The organism is Terriglobus roseus DSM 18391 (genome assembly GCF_000265425.1).
Taxonomy (GTDB): domain Bacteria; phylum Acidobacteriota; class Terriglobia; order Terriglobales; family Acidobacteriaceae; genus Terriglobus; species Terriglobus roseus.
This window is the reverse complement of sequence record NC_018014.1, coordinates 3463689-3479362: the sequence shown is the minus strand read 5'-3', so window position 1 is coordinate 3479362 and position 15674 is coordinate 3463689. Positions and strand designations below refer to the sequence as shown.

Here is a 15674-nt window from a genome sequence, read left to right as displayed (position 1 = left end):
TCAACGTACTAGAACAGGTATCCGGCGCACCCCTACTGGCGCGTGAGGACGACCGCGGTGCTGTCGAAGTCTCCTGTCAGGTGCAGATCCAGGCCTTGACCCATCAACTGAGCACCCGTGGCTGTCAGTTCACCGCGAAACTTCGCGGCGTCCAATGGCTGCAGCTTATATGTCGCATTCGGATCCAGACCCTGCAGCTGGACGCGCGGCTGTGCCAGGCCAAGCTGCTGAGAATGCAGGTAGGCGAGCAACACCGCTTGCCCACCGTCGCGGCTTACATACTGCACCTGCGTCGCATTCGACGGCGGCGTTTGCAGCCGGTACAGGTTGCCGTGCTGCACGGTCGTCCGAACATCCTTATAGAGCGCAGTCAGCTTCGTGGCGAGTGCCATGTCGGCATCGCTGAATTTGTTCAGGTCGTTGCCGATGCCGAGTGCTCCTTGCATCGCGACCAGGAAGCGATACTGCAGCGGCACCGTGCGGCGGTTGAGCGAGTTTGGAACGTCCGTCACCCAGGCGACCATCACCTGCGGTGTGTAGGCGTGGGAGAAGCCGTCCTGAATGCTCAGGCGATCAAAGGCATCGGTGTTGTCGGACGGCCAGACCTCATCCGTGTAGCGCAGGATGCCGAGATCGACGCGGCCTCCCCCGCCGGAGCAGGACTCAATCTCCAACTTCGGATGCTTCGCGCGCAGCTTTTCCAGGATGTCGTAGAGGTTCTGCACATAAGCGATGTAGATCTGCTTCTCGTCGGCGCCTGCGGGTGCACCGTCCCAACCGGCTTCGCTCCAGTTGCGGTTGTAGTCCCATTTGAGGAAGGCGATGTCGTTCTCACTAACGAGCTTGTCCAGCCAGTCCAGCACGTATGCCTTCACCTCAGGCTTGGCCAGGTTCAGCAGCAGCTGGTTGCGCTGTTCGGTACGCTGACGATCCGGGAAGTGCATCGCCCAGTCCGGGTGCTTGCGATAGAGATCGGAGTTCGGGTTCACCATCTCCGGCTCTACCCACAGGCCAAAGCTCATGCCGAGTCCATGCACGCGATCGATCAGTGGCTTCAGGCCGTTGGGGAACTTGTCTTTATCGACATACCAGTCACCCAGCCCGGCATGGTCGTCCTTGCGCTTGCCAAACCAGCCATCATCCATCACAAAGCGCTCGACGCCAATCTTCGCAGCCTTCTCCGCAAGTGCGACCTGGCCCTCTTCACTGACATGGAATTCTGTTGCCTCCCATGAGTTGAAGATGATGGGACGTGGCTTCGGATCGGGGCCCATCGGCAGGATGTGGGCAAGCTGGAAGCGGTGCAGAATACGAGAGGCCTCCCCATTGCCCGCGTTCGTGTACCCGGTGTAAAGGTGAGGCGTATCGAGCGACTTCCCTGGAGCGAGGTTGTAGCCAAAGTCGAATGGGTTATAACCAGCCGTGATCCGCACGAGATTCAGCGGCGTGCGCTCAACGTCAAGGCGCCACGATCCAGACCAGCCCAGTTCTCCGAACCAGACTGGCCCCGCGGTCTCGGTCGTCTTTGCTTCCCGGCCAATGCTGAACCACGGGTTCGCCTGATGGCCGGTGCTGCCGCGTCGGCTCTCAATCTGCTGGGCACCAAAGGGCAGTGCATCGGTGTGGAGCTGATATTCGCCGGCCCACATCCCCGTCAGTCGGCTCAGGGTGTAATCGGTGTTTGCAGGCAGATTGAGCGTACCGGATGCTGCCTGCTCGATATGAAAGGCCTTCGTTCCGATATTCTCCACCGTCGACCAGCGTGCCAGTACACCCTCAGGGAAGACCTGGTAGTGCAGATGGACGCGTAGCGGCTGCGATGCGTCCTTGAGGACAATCTCCAGATGGTCTGCATCGGCCTTGGCTGATTCGTACTGCAACACAAGTGTGCGGTCACCATTCGGACTGTCGATCTTCAGGGAGGGTTCCAGATGGAGTCCGGCACCCCACCCCGGATACTCCAGCGGCGTCGTGTTCACCGGGCCGTCGAAGGATGCGCGTTCCCTGGCACTGTGCGCGGCGGGCAGGAGAGTATTCGGCGTGAGTGCCGGGCCCCAGTACAGACTCTCGACCATCTTCTGCTCATCCACACCAACGACATAGGTGCTCTCTCCCGCAGTCAGATACCACTGCTGGCGGTCGGGCACAGCGCGTACCTGGGCGGATAGGTGGGTAGCGGCGAATGCGAAGGGAAGCAGGCAAATCGAGAGTTGGCGGATGTGCATGGCGTGACCACAATATCAGTCTCGCCACAGCTTTCCATACTCCCGATCCGGACAAGAGCTGCCGCCGAGACGGCATTCACTCGTCAGAGACAGGTCACTGCTCGAGTCGTATCGAGAGAATGCTGGGATAGGTCTCGTTGTTATCAGGCGCACCTGGCTGGCGCACTCCAATACCGAAGGTGAGGCTGTCTCCCAGGCAGAGCACACCCTGGAGATCGCCGCCCATCTTGTGCAGACCTTCGGAAACCACGCCCGCTAGCAGTACATAGCCCTTCGCGGTGAGATGGACCCCGTCGGTGCTCCACTCAGCCGTTGCACCGCCATGGCCTTCCAAAGCCTGTGCGAAGTCCACGATGGGGACGTGTTCGGCGGCCGCCAAGGATTGAATCTCTGCGTTCAGGTCGCGGATACGTTGCTGCGGGGGCCGATCGCCATAGGCTTCACGGCTGTGTCTCTGCATCAATCGCACGCTGTCGGGCTGGTGCACCGTCACCAGCAGCACACGTGCGCCGCTCTGCCGGCATTTCCGGATGATGCTCGCCAGGTGCATGCGGGAAACCTGTGGCGACAGGAACTTCTTGTCATTGACGGCGTCATTCATGCCGGCGAAGAGGACGACCACGCGTGGGGAGTCGGTCCTGAGTCCGACGTCCACGCGCTCGTCGATCTCAGCGGTCGTCTGCCCGGGGATGCCTCCGTTAACCACTCGAGTGATGCTGCTGGACTGCTGCGTGAAGAGCATGGCGATAAGGCACAGCGAAAACCATCGGAACATCTCGGATCACCCGCATCTCCCCTGCATGGTGCAGGCTCGCACTTGCGTCCGTCCAGTCTCAGACCGTTACGAAACTGTTTCTGCGCCATCCGCCACTACTCTAACGGCACCTTTAGGGTGGGCTGCGCCTTGTGAGTCCAATTTCAGCTTCTGTAGAATCCACCGCATGGCTGTTGCACTTCTACCTCCCGAGACGGAGCACGAGACTGACCGCTCCGTTGAAGAGGCGGTGCAGCGCGTCCTGAACAGCCCACAGTTTGCCCGAGCGGAGACACAGCGCAAGCTGCTGCAATATTTGTGGCTCAATCGGCACCTGTCGCTGAGCGAGTACGCCATCGCAACGGATGCCCTTGGCCGCAACAGCCACTTCGATCCGAATACCGACGCAAGCATCCGTGTCCACATCTCCCGTCTTCGCCGCAAGCTGAAGGACTATTACGTCGAGACCGGCGAACCGGAGTTGCTGGTCATCCCCACGGGAACGCATCAGTTGATCGCCCAGACTTCAGTGCTTGCAAAGCCAGAGCCTGTTCCTGAGTTGGCAATTGCACCGCTGGGTGTAGGCGGTTGGCTGCGTCTGCATAGTGTGGCTGTCCTGGGCGGCCTGTGCGGCTTGTTGGTGACGCTGCTGCTTGCGACGGCTGCGTTGGCATTCTGGCAGGGCCGGCAGTTGAAGCTAAACGCACTGCGGCAGCCTTCTGAGCCGAACAGCTTCTGGCGCAGTTTTCTTGAGGGCGATGCGCCGGTGAAGATCGTCTTGCCAACGCCGGTCTTCTTCAACTTTCCGGACCATCCCTGGCTCAAGGTGCGATCTACAAAGGTGAACGCATTCGATGAGGTTGCGCGCGACCCCGACCTGAAAGCGCTCGCCGCAAAGCTCGGGCCCATCGGCCTTGAGCAGTCCTACACGGTCACCTGGGATACGCTGGCGGGCATCCAGATCTCGCGGTACCTCGACAGCATTGGCCAGTCGAAGCGTGTCTCATTCGAGGTCACCCGCGACTCGTCGCTGCTCTCGTTGGAGCAGTCCAACGTCATCGTGCTGGGCACCGACAACACCCTCCGCTCCATGCAGGAGTACATCGAGAGCATGAACTTCGTCATGACACCGGGTGAGGAGAAGGTGATCAATACCCATCCGGAGAAGGGCGAGGACGCTGCCTACTGGCGAGTCATTCAGGGCAGTCCGAAGTACGTGAGTTCTTCGGTAAGGCATGTGGAGCCATCGATTATCGCTCTGCTGCCCGGCCGCGCCCCGGGGCTCAAGGTATTGATGCTGGAGTCGCGCGATACCAGCGGCATGGTGTCTTTGCTGTCGTCGAACGCGGGTTCTAATGCGGTAGAGCGTCTGTGGCGCGCCCACGGGTCGCCGAAGTTCTTCGAGATGGTTACGATGACCGAGTTGGAAGGGAACAAGCCTATCCGCAGCTGGCCGGTCACCCTGCACGCTTACACCAAGGCGCCACCTTCGAAGGGTCTTTAAGTTGTTCATTCGACGGCGTAACCGCCCGTAACATACCCCCCGAAACTTACAATCGACCGCGTCAGGTGGCAGGATGGTAAGCCATGACGGCATTCCCTCGTTACTTCGTTCCCACCCTTCTTCTGTCCATCACCGCTTCTGCATTTGCAGTCACGCCCCGCCCGAAAATTGCCGGCGCGCCGGCTGATCTTGTGGTCTATGGAGGCACTGCTTCCGGTGTCATGACTGCGTATGCAGCGGCACGGCAGGGACTTCACGTTGTTCTTCTGGAGCCGACGAGGCACCTTGGTGGCATGGTCACTGGTGGGTTGTCGGCTACGGACTATGCTTACTTCCCGATCATTGGCGGCTACACGCGGGAGTTCTACAAGCAGGCTGCGGCGACCTATGGGCAGCAGGATCTCGACCATCCGACGGACTGGCTTTCGGAGCCGAAAGTGGGTGAAGCCATCTTCAATCGCTGGTTGAAGGACGCGAAGGTCGATGTTCGGCTGGGTGAGCGGCTGAGGGAAAAGGGCGGTGTGGAGATGCGCGGCAAGGAGGTTTCCGCGCTGGTTACTGAGGATGGAAAGCGCTGGGAAGGCCGTGTTTTCGCGGATTGCAGCTATGAAGGGGACGCCATGGCGGAGGCTCACGTCACCTATGTGGTGGGGCGTGAGGGGCGCGAGGCCTTCGACGAAAGTCTTGCGGGCGTGCGGCCGGATACGCCGAAGCACCAGTTCCTCTGGAAGGTCAGTCCCATGGATGAGAGCGGCAAATTGATGCCGCTGGTGGACCCTGGACCGCTTGGACCGGCGGAGAGCGCGGACAAGAAAGTGCAGGCCTATAACTTCCGTTTGATCCTCACAAATGACCCTTCCAACCGTCTTCCGTGGACGAAACCGGCAGGATATGAATCGTCTCAGTTCGCACTCCTGACGCGCTACCTGAAAAGCTACAAAGAGCACACCGGAAAGGACCCGGTTTTGCGCTCGGTGACCAACCCCGTCTGCTTCGCGAACCACAAATGCGACTTCAACAACAACGGTCCGTTCTCGACCGACTACATCGGGAAGAGCTGGACGTACCCCGATGCCAGCTACGTGGAGCGTCAGCGGATCTGGGCGGAGCATCAGCGATATACGGAGGCGTTCTTCTACTTCCTGGCCACGGACCCTTCGGTCCCGAAGTCGCTACGTGACGACACGAATACCTGGGGACGGGCGAAGGATGAGTTTACGGACACCAAGGGGTGGCCGCGCCAGCTCTACATCCGTGAGGGCCGGCGGATGAGCGGCGTCTATGTCATGCACCAGGCGGACCTGCAGACGGACCGGACGAAGCCGGATTCGATCGCGATGGGGAGCTACAACAGCGACTCGCACAACGTGCAGCGGGTCGCCATGCCGGATGGCTCTGTCTTTAATGAAGGCGACGTGCAGGTCGCGGTGCAGCCGTATGAGATCAGCTTCGGTGCCATGCTGCCCAAGCAGGATGAAGTGACGAATCTGCTGGTGCCGGTGTGCCTGTCTGCGTCGCACGTGGCTTATTCGTCCGTTCGGATGGAGCCACAGTACATGATGATCGGGCAGGCCGCCGGTGTGACCGCCGCCCTTGCGATTCAGAGCAAGGTGCCGGTCCAGCAGGTGCCGGTGGAGCGTTTGCAGGAGCTCCTACGGAAGGACGGCAGCATCCTGCATTTCGATCAGCAGGCCCATCACGCCATCTCCAAGATCCACCCAGAACCATAGATAGAGCTGTAAGTAGCTGATTCCGCTCATCCGTAACAGTAACGTAACAGCTTGGAACTGGACGTTGCTGTTACGGGTGACGAGACTCGCTGCTCAGATCCAGCGGCAGTGTTACGCGCGCTGAATTGTCCTCCCCTGTTTTGATTTCGAGGCCTTCCATGAGACACGCAGCAAAGAAACTCCTATTTCTCCTCCTGATCGCGGTGGCTTGCATGCCTGCCGTGGCACAGATTGCAAACGGATCCGTTACGGGTCAGCTTACGGACAGCGCGGGCGCGGTCGTGCCGAATGCCGAAGTGAGCATCACCAAGACAGAGACAGGCATAACGCAGCAGACCCGTGCGAACGGGGACGGCATCTACATCTTCCCGGCGTTGCAGACGGGAACGTACAAGCTGACGGCGATCCTTCCCGGCTTTAAGAAGTCAGAGTCGACGGTGACGCTTGCGGTGGGTCAGACCGCGCAGTTGAACATTGCGCTGGAGATTGGCAGCAGCGCGGAGTCGGTGACCGTGCAGGCTTCGTCCGCGGAGCAGCTCAACACGGACAACTCGACCCTGAGCTATACGGTGGGCGCGCGACAGGTGAGTGAACTACCCCTGAACGGCCGTAACCCTTATGCGCTGGCCCAGCTGAGTCCCGGCATCAACCCCGGCGGCAGCTTCGGTACGGGTGTCAGCACGACGCGTGGCGCGCTGGTTGCGGCGGCGACGAACAACTTCTCATCGAACGGTGGTGTCTCCGGCAACAACGAGATCCTGATCGACGGTATCTCCGTGACACTGTGCTGCCAGGGGCAGCCTGCACTTACGCCCAGTGCGGAGGTGGTCGACCAGTTCAAGGTGATCACTTCCAACCCGGGTGCCCAGTTCGGACGTTCGAGCGGCGGCTTCCTGAACATCGTGACGAAGACCGGAACGAACCGGCTGCACGGCACGCTGTACGACTTCCTGCGGAACGACAAGCTGGATGCGGCGAACTACTTCCAGAAGCGTTCGGGTGTCTATCCCATCGCGTCGCGGAAGGACTTCCGCTACCCGCATCGTTACAACCAGTACGGTGGATTTGTAAGTGGACCTGTCTTCATCCCCAAGCTCTACCCCCATACGGACAAGACCTTCTTCACCTTTGGCTATGAAGGCCAGCGCAACGTGACGTACGCGGCGCAGACGCTGACGGTGCCGACCGCCCTGATGCGGAAGGGTATCTTCACGGAGAATACCGGGAACCTGGTCTATGACCCGTACAGCACAACGCAGGTCGGGAATAACTACGTCCGGACCCCGCTGCCAGCCGGTTGCAACGCGAGCGGTTGCTTCGGTGCGGGGCAGGGTGTCACCACGCTGAACCCGCTTGCGGCAAAGCTGATTGCTCTGTATCCGCTGCCAAACCAGCCGGGACTGACGAACAACTATACGATTGCGCAGCCGACCAGCGACAAGGACGACCAGTTCAACTTCCGCATCGATCACAACTTCTCGGCTTCGAACCGTGCGTTCATGCGCGGCACACGCGGCACGAACGTACACAACGAAAACGATCTGTTTACGGGTGCGTATAGCGGCACGAACAGCATTCACCAGCAGATCTCCGGCAGCCTGTTCGCACTGAGCGATAGCTGGACGATCTCACCGACGATGCTGCTGCAGATAACGTACGGCTTTGCAGCGCAGCGGAACGTTCAATTGCCGGGCAACTTTACCATCCCTGCGAGTGAGTTCGGCTTCTCAGCGAATTACCAGTCCGAGCAGCAGACGACGGGCACCCCCGTGGTTGCGCTGAATGGCTTTCAGCAGATTGGCACCGCCGCAAACTCCAACCAGTGGAACCACTACACGCACACCCTTGTGCCGTTTCTGGTGTGGCAGCTTGGCAAGCACAGCATGACCATTGGATACGAAGGCCGCCTGGTCAATGAGATGGAACAGGGCTTCGGCAATCCGCTGGGCAACATGACGTTCGACTCTACGTTGACGCGTGGTGCGAACGCGGCGAATGGCGTGTCGGGCATTCCCGCACAGTTCGCTACGGTTGCGGCAATGCTGTTGGGCACACCTACGACTGCAGCGATTCAGCGCCAGTCGACGCTCGCGTTGCAGCAGTGGTATCACGCGATCTACGTGCAGGATGACTGGCGTATTCGCAACAACCTGACGCTGAACCTGGGTCTTCGCTACGATCGCGACCAAGGTTTCACGGATCGTCACAACGCATGGGCCGCACTGGATCTGCAAGCGGCGAACCCGCTCTCGAGCGCTGCGCTGCCGTTTACGGGCGGAGCACAGTACGTTGGCGTGAACGGGAACCCGCGTAACTTCTGGAATAACTACAACAAGTTCGGTCCTCGCGTGGGCTTTGCTTATAACCCGAATCCTTCGACCGTCGTGCGCGGCGGCTATGACCTGCTGTATCTGCCGTCGACACAGCGCATCTATAGCGGCGGTACGCTGGGCTTTTCGCAGACGACGCAGCAGACCTATACCTATACGCAGCGGCCTACGACGCTGATCGATAATCCGCTTCCGGGTGGCGTACTGCTGCCGGCTGGATCGGCTGCGGGTGTGCAGGTTGGCGCCGGTACGAGCGTCTCCGGTCTGCTTTACAAGAACCCCTTGCCTTACTACTCGCAGTGGAACTTCGGTGTGGAGCAGCAGATCTCAAGCCACGTTGTGCTGCACCTGAACTACGCGGGGAGCAAGGGAACGCATCTGCCGATTGGATATCGTCCGAACGATCTGCAGCCGCGTTACTGGGGAGCTGTTGGTGATCCCGGCAATGTGCAGTCGGCATACCTGACGGCACAGGTCGCAAACCCGCTGTACGGCCAGCCCGGAGTCAGTGGGAACCTGGCATCGCCGACGGTGCAGCGCCAGCAGTTGCTGGCAGCTTATCCGCAGTATGGTCCGAATACTGGCCTTACGAACGGCTCACTCAATGTGGGTCAATACAATATTGCATCGTCGACCTATCACGCATTCCAGGCCTTCATGACGATGAAGACCTCGAACCTGTCAGCGATTGTGAGTTATACATGGTCGAAGCTGCTGGGTAACACGGTCGATGTCACGACGGGTGCTTTCAATGCGAACGGTACGCCGGGCGTGCAGAACTTCTACCGCTACGATCTGGAGCGTTCCGTGCAACCGACGGACATTCCGCATCGCGTTGTCGGCAACCTGAATTACACGCTGCCCTTTGGCCGCGGCCAACGGTTCGGCGGTAACCTGCCAGGCTGGGCGAATCAGGCTGTGGGTGGATGGAAGCTGAACTTCATCGGTTACATCCAGAGTGGGTATGCGCTTGGCGTGACGCAGACAGGCGGTGCAGCGTATTCAGGCAGCCGTCCGAGCTTTGTGCCGGGTGTGAGCCCGCTGACTGCCGGTGGCGTTCGCCAGCGACTGGGTGGCGGTTCCGCGGTGGGTCAGACGCAGGGTTACTTCAATCCCGCGGGCTTCCGACTGGCGCAGGCCTTTGAGCTGGGCAACGTGCCGCGCGTCTCCGGTCAGCTTCGTGGACCCTTCGGATTCCAAGACGATATCTCTGCCATCAAGGAGTTTCCGATCCACGACACGATTGCGCTGCAGTTCCGACTGGAGGCGTTCAACTTCATGAACAAGGTTTGGTTTGGATTGCCGAATCAGCAGTTCAACTCCGCGACCTTCGGGCAGATTACGCAGCAGTACAATCTGCCGCGGAATGTGCAGGTGGCTTTGAAGCTTAACTTCTAACGTTGTCTACACGAGCAGGGAAGCCGCAGCCGATTCTGGCTGCGGCCTTCTTTTTGTGGGTCTTCCTTATTCGCTAATATATGGCGTTGGTAGAACTGACGCCGAGGTCTGGCTTTGCACGCGGTCTCTTTTCGACCTCCGTCCGCTTCTGATCGAGCACGACTGGCCGGCTGGTGCGTTGCTCTGGCAGGCGGTCGTTCAGCACCACGTTGAGCAGCGACTTATGCACGTGGATGCGTCCGTTGTATTCGATGTAGCCAAGCTTCCGGAACCGGTTCATGAAATAGCTGACGCGGGAGCGGGTTGTTCCGATCATCTCCGCCAGTGCTTCCTGGGTGATGGGTGGGATGAGCGTCTGTGGCGCGCTGGAGTCACCGAACTGCGCCATCAAGAGGAGCGTTCTGGCGAGCCGTTTCTCGCTGTTGTTGAAGAGTTGATCGACGAGATCTTCCTGCGTACGGGCGGCGCGCATGAGAACGAACTTGAGGAACAGGTCGGAGAACTCATGTTCCTGACGCAGGAGCGTCAGCATTTCCCTGCGATCGAACCTTAGCGCTGTGCAGGCGATGATCGCCATGGCGGTGGCAGGGTGTAGCGCTGCGGCGCCGGCCAGCGATTCCTCACCAAGAAAGTCATGCGCAACGATCAGGGCGATCGTAGCTTCTTTGCCGCGTTTTGAGACGACGATGAGTCTTGCTCTTCCAGTCTCGAGGTAATAGATCGAGTCCGCACGGTCACCCTGCACATAGAAGGTGTGATCCGCCTGGATATGAACGCGCTTTTGTGTGAGCGACGCTGCGGAAAAATACCTGGTTGGATCGAATTTGATGATCTTGGATCCGGGCATCGACCACCTATGCCAAAGATAGGGCAGACAGTCCGGCTGAGGTGTGCTGTTTTGCTCACGCCACTTCCGCTTTGTTGATCCAGTGCTTCTAAAGGGAGCTCCTGATACGGATCCCTAAGTTAGCGGAGATATGTGGAGGAGCGTCTGCTCGATTGCCTTGACCATCGAGTCGTAATCATTCGCGCCATCGAAGCGGACGCCATTGATGAAGAATGCCGGGGTGCCCTGGACACCACTGCGGATGCCACCTGCAAGATCAGCCTCGATGCGCTCGATGAACGACCGATGGTCCAAGGCAATCTGCAATTCGGGATCGCTCAGTCCTAACCTTTCTGAGAGGTCGTGGAAAAGTTCGTCACCAAGATGCTCCTGGTGGTCGAAGAGGAGATCGTGCATCTTCCAGAATTTGCCATGGACTGCAGCGAACTCTGCGGTCTCTGCGGCAGGTTCTGCCTGCAGGTGCAGCTGGCTGAGCGGAAAGTTGCGGAAGACAATTGCGAGGCGTTCGCCAAAGTGCATCTGCAGATCGCGGAGCATCAGTTGCGCGGCGCCGCACGAACGGCACTGATAGTCACCGTATTCCACGAGACAACACGGCGCATCCACTGCGCCCTTCCTATGATCGTTCGACGTTACAGCGAGCTTTAATTTGCTCATCTATGCCTCTTGTTCTTCCGTACCGCAAACCTTCAGTGCACCCATAGCGGTATAAGTCGGGAACCGCGGATGGCACACAGCGGCTACTTAGGCCTGTGTGTGCCATCCGTTGAGGATCGCCGTGTTTGAAAGTGAATGCTGTATCGGTTTGCTCACACGGGCGCTATTGTCGGAATTAATTCGATGTTTTTAGAACGGGATGGTTGCGCTGTTACTGCCGTTCCATAACAAGGATTATTCAGCAATGCGCAGATGGCGATCTGTTATCAATAACCCTTTCGTGTTATCTGGATAACACTATTGTTCGCACCCTGCGTCACAGTATTTCGGGATAAGTTTGGGGTTTGGTTCGCCAGGAAAGCGCAGGATTTGCGGCGCTCGGACTGCGCGGTGGCGCAGTCGGCTCACTATGCAGCGCATGAGTCGAAAGTCCTATGGATACTGACTTTCGTGCGTGTAGGTAGCCTGAGGTCGGGCTCGCCACGCCGTCATGGATTGTTTCGGATTCAAGCCCGATAGGCCGTGACGACTAGTTTCAAAGTCATTCGATGCCCGCAAAAGAATTAATCAAGACTGATCAAAAGTGCACAGATCGACTTCCTCGAGTTCTTTAAGTTCCTGAGATAGGTAAGAGCCGTCCCCCATGCGCCAGATGAGTTTATCCAGGCACAGCTTCGGCGGGCTCGAGGTCAATATGAATAAGTGTAGGAATAGCATTGCCATACTTACAGCGGTCTTCATGATGCTGTTTGTAATTGGTTGCGGGCAAGAGACTGTCTTTGTTCCTGACAGCACCCGCCCAACCGTGATAGCTGTGACTCCGGCGCAGGGCGCCACGGGTGTCGCAGTGAGTTCACCACTCACCGCAACCTTTAGCAAGGCAATGGCATCGGCCTCGATCAGCGGAACGACCTTCCGCGTAGCTGGTCCGGGCGGCGTCGCTGTTGCAGGCGCTGTGTCTTACACGGCGGGCACTAACACCGCTACCTTCATACCTTCCGCAAACCTTGCAACGAGCACGACCTACACGGCGACGATTACGAGCGGCGTGACAGATACCGCTAGCCCGGCGAACTCGCTGCTTGCGGACTATGTTTGGACGTTCACGACGGCCGCGACGATCGCGCCTGTGAGCCCCGTGGTGACGCTGACGAGCCCGTTGAATGGCGCTGCGAATGTCCCCACTGGCTCGAGCCTGTCGGCTACGTTCAGCACCGCGATGAATCCCGCGACGATCAATGCGACGACGTTCCGCGTTGCAGCTCCTGGTGGAGTTGCAGTGGCTGGAACCGTTGGATATGCCGGTCTCAGTGCGACCTTCACACCTTCTGCGGCGCTGGCGACCAGCACGACCTATGTGGCGACCATCACCACTGGCGCACAGAGCACTGCGGGCGCTCCGCTTACCGGCAACTACACGTGGTCGTTTACTACGGCAGCTACGCCGACACCGCCCGTTGCACCGACGGTTCTCACGACGGTTCCTGCGAATGGTGCTGCGAACGTGGCGACCGGAGCGACGCTGGCGGCAACGTTCAGCACAACGATGAATCCCACGACGATTAACACGACGACGTTCCGTCTTGCGGCTCCCGGTGGAGCCGCAGTTGCTGGAACCGTTGGCTACGCGGGTGTGATTGCAACGTTCACGCCGTCGGCTGCTCTTGCAACCAACACAACGTATGTGGCGACGATCACGACCGGTGCACAGAGCACTGCGGGTGCGGCGCTTGCGAATAACTACACGTGGTCGTTCACGACGGCGGCTGCGGCGACACCGCCGGTAGCGCCCACGGTTCTCTCCACGGTTCCTGCGAACAATGCTGCTGGTGTACCGGTGGCACAGGTGCTGTCGGCGACGTTCAGTACTGCGATGAATGCCGCAACGATTAACAACACTACCTTCCTGTTGACCGCTCCCGGCGGAACATCGGTCTCCGGTGCTGTTAGTTACTCCGGTATTGTGGCCAGCTTCACGCCGACCGCTGCGCTTGCTGTAAACACCACGTATGTTGCCACCATCACGACGGGCGCACAGAACGTGGCGGGTACTGCCTTGGCAAGCAACTATGCGTGGACGTTCACGACGGTTGCCGGTGCTGTACCGCCGGTTGTGGTTTCGACCGTGCCGGTGAACAACGCTACTGGCGTGCCGTTGACGCAGACGTTGAGCGCGGTATTCAGCAAACCGATGAATGCTGCAACGCTTACTGCGACCACCTTCACAGTTACCGGTCCTTCTGGTGTTGCTGTGGCGGGAACGGTTGCGTATGCGTCGGGGACCAACACAGCGACGTTTGCGCCATCGGCGGCCCTGCTGCCCAGCGCGACGTACGTAGCGACCATCACGACTGGCGCCCAGGACACAACGGGAACAGCGCTTGGTGGGAACTATGTCTGGAGCTTCCGCACTGTGCCGGCGCCAACGCCGCCCACGATTATCTCAACGAGCCCTGCGAACAAGGCAGCCGGTGTCCCATTCAACCAGCAGGTGACTGCGACGTTCAGTGAGGCGATGAATTCGGCGACGATCGACGAAACGACGTTCACGGTGACTGCACCGGGTGGTGTTGCTGTTGCCGGTACGGTGACTTATGTTGCTACCGGATCGACGGCTACCTTCGCGCCAACGGCTGCTCTTGCTGCCAGCACGACGTATGTCGGGACGATCACCACAGGAGCAAAGGACCTTCTGGGTGTGGCGCTGGTAAACAACTACACCTGGACCTTCACAACGGGTGCGGCTCCGGACACGACGAAACCGACGGTGATCTCAACGATTCCCGCGAACGGTGCGACGAACGTGCCCTTCAACCAGGCGATCAGCGCTGTCTTCAGTGAAGCGATGGATCCGACGAAGTTCACAGCAACCACGTTCACAGTTACGGGTCCTGGCATCACGCCGGTCGCCGGTCTGGTGACGTACGCTGCGGTGGGCAACACGGCCACGTTTACACCGACCGCTGCGCTGACTCCGGGAACACTGTTCACGGCGACCATCACGACGGGTGTAACGGACCTTGCCGGCAACACACTCGCTGCAAACTATGTGTGGACGTTCACGACAGGCGCAGCGCCTGACACGACGGCGCCCACCGTCACGCTGACCAATCCTGCAAACGGCGCAACGGCCGTGCCGCTCTCGCAGGCGATCAGCGCAACCTTCAGTGAAGCGATGGATCCGCTGACCATCACGACAGCCACGTTCACTGTTGCTACGGGTGGCGGGACCAACGTTGCAGGCACAGTTGCTTACAACGCGGTGACCTTCATCGCAACGCTGACACCTTCGGCTCCGCTGACTGCGGGTACGTCCTACGTCGCTACGGTCACGACTGGTGCGAAGGATCTGGCAGGGAACTCACTGGCCGCGGGCACACTCGCGAATCCATGGAACTTCTCAACCAGCGCTGTTGTTGTCGTACCGCCGGTCAACCTGGGAACCGCATCGCTCTTCGGTGGTTTCGGTGGCGGCGCGGGTATGACGAACGATGGAACGCTGACGGTCATCAACGGAAACATCGGCACGACCGGTGTCTCCACACTGATCACTGGCTTCCATGACAACACTCCGAACTGCATCTACACGGAGACTCCGCTGAACGTAGGTCTGGTGAATGGCAGCATCGTAACGTCGGCACCGCCACCCACTGTGGGCTGCCCGAATGAAGGTACGGCCATCACGGCAGCAGTTGCCGCGCAGGCCGCACTGGATGCGAAGACAGCCTATGACGCCTTGGTCGCCTTTCCCAACGGACTGGATGTTTCGGTTTGCGCGGGTTGCGGTGGTGGATCTGCCGGCGAACTTGGCAACCGCACACTGGCACCTGGTATCTACGCTTCCGCACCGGGTAGCTACGGCATCACGCAGGGTGATCTGACCCTGGATGCCAAGGGCGACCCGAATGCGTTCTGGGTCTTCCAGATGTCGACGACGTTCACCGTGGGTACGCCACAGACGCCGCGAAGCGTGTTGCTTGTCAACGGAGCACAGGCCAAGAACGTGTTCTGGCAGGTGGGAACAGCAGCAACGATCAACGGCATTGTCGGCGGAGGCACCTTGAGCGGTACGGTGATCTCGCAGTCCGGCGTGTCGGTCTCGACGGCAGGTGTTGCGGCAGTTACCACCATCAACGGCAGAGCTCTGGTACTTACCGGGCCGGTCACCCTCGTCAACACCGTCATCAACGTCCCTGCTCCGTAACGGCCGGGTGCGACGGCTGCTGAAG

General features: G+C 59.5%; 8 protein-coding genes. 4 read left to right on the top strand and 4 right to left on the bottom strand.

Annotation, left to right across the window (positions count from 1 at the left end; all coding sequences use genetic code 11):
* Nucleotides 1-32: 32 nt before the first annotated feature.
* Both TERRO_RS14220 and TERRO_RS14215 read right to left on the bottom strand, forming a co-directional pair.
* Nucleotides 33-2225: an alpha-galactosidase gene (locus TERRO_RS14220; RefSeq protein WP_014786387.1), complete on the bottom strand. Its 2193-nt coding sequence runs from the start codon at nt 2223-2225 to the stop codon at nt 33-35.
* Between the two features lie 94 nt (nt 2226-2319).
* Nucleotides 2320-3000: an SGNH/GDSL hydrolase family protein gene (locus tag TERRO_RS14215; protein ID WP_041592599.1), complete on the bottom strand. Its 681-nt coding sequence runs from the start codon at nt 2998-3000 to the stop codon at nt 2320-2322.
* 166 nt (nt 3001-3166) lie between these two features.
* On the opposite strand from TERRO_RS14215, the gene TERRO_RS14210 reads away from it, so the two are divergent.
* The 3 genes from TERRO_RS14210 to TERRO_RS14200 all read left to right on the top strand — a co-directional run bounded on the left by TERRO_RS14210 (nt 3167) and on the right by TERRO_RS14200 (nt 9941).
* A complete protein-coding gene (locus TERRO_RS14210) occupies nt 3167-4483 on the top strand; it encodes a helix-turn-helix domain-containing protein (RefSeq protein ID WP_014786385.1) in 1317 nt (438 codons plus the stop codon).
* An 83-nt stretch (nt 4484-4566) separates the two neighbouring features.
* The gene (locus TERRO_RS14205; RefSeq protein ID WP_014786384.1) at nt 4567-6213 is read left to right on the top strand and encodes an FAD-dependent oxidoreductase; all 1647 of its coding nucleotides are present in this window, start codon (nt 4567-4569) and stop codon (nt 6211-6213) included.
* A 221-nt stretch (nt 6214-6434) separates the two neighbouring features.
* Complete coding sequence (locus tag TERRO_RS14200) at nt 6435-9941, top strand: TonB-dependent receptor (protein WP_157178355.1); 3507 nt, start codon at nt 6435-6437, stop codon at nt 9939-9941.
* A 73-nt stretch (nt 9942-10014) separates the two neighbouring features.
* Here the strand turns inward: TERRO_RS14200 and TERRO_RS14195 are convergent, their stop codons facing one another.
* Nucleotides 10015-10788, bottom strand: coding sequence for a Crp/Fnr family transcriptional regulator (locus tag TERRO_RS14195; RefSeq protein ID WP_014786382.1), 774 nt, complete (start codon nt 10786-10788; stop codon nt 10015-10017).
* Between the two features lie 114 nt (nt 10789-10902).
* Nucleotides 10903-11445, bottom strand: coding sequence for a DsbA family protein (locus tag TERRO_RS14190; RefSeq protein WP_014786381.1), 543 nt, complete (start codon nt 11443-11445; stop codon nt 10903-10905).
* Nucleotides 11446-12184: 739 nt separating this feature from the next.
* Here TERRO_RS14190 and TERRO_RS14185 point away from each other — a divergent pair.
* Complete coding sequence (locus TERRO_RS14185; RefSeq protein WP_169315309.1) at nt 12185-15649, top strand: Ig-like domain-containing protein; 3465 nt, start codon at nt 12185-12187, stop codon at nt 15647-15649.
* The last annotated feature ends 25 nt before the right edge of the window (nt 15650-15674 follow it).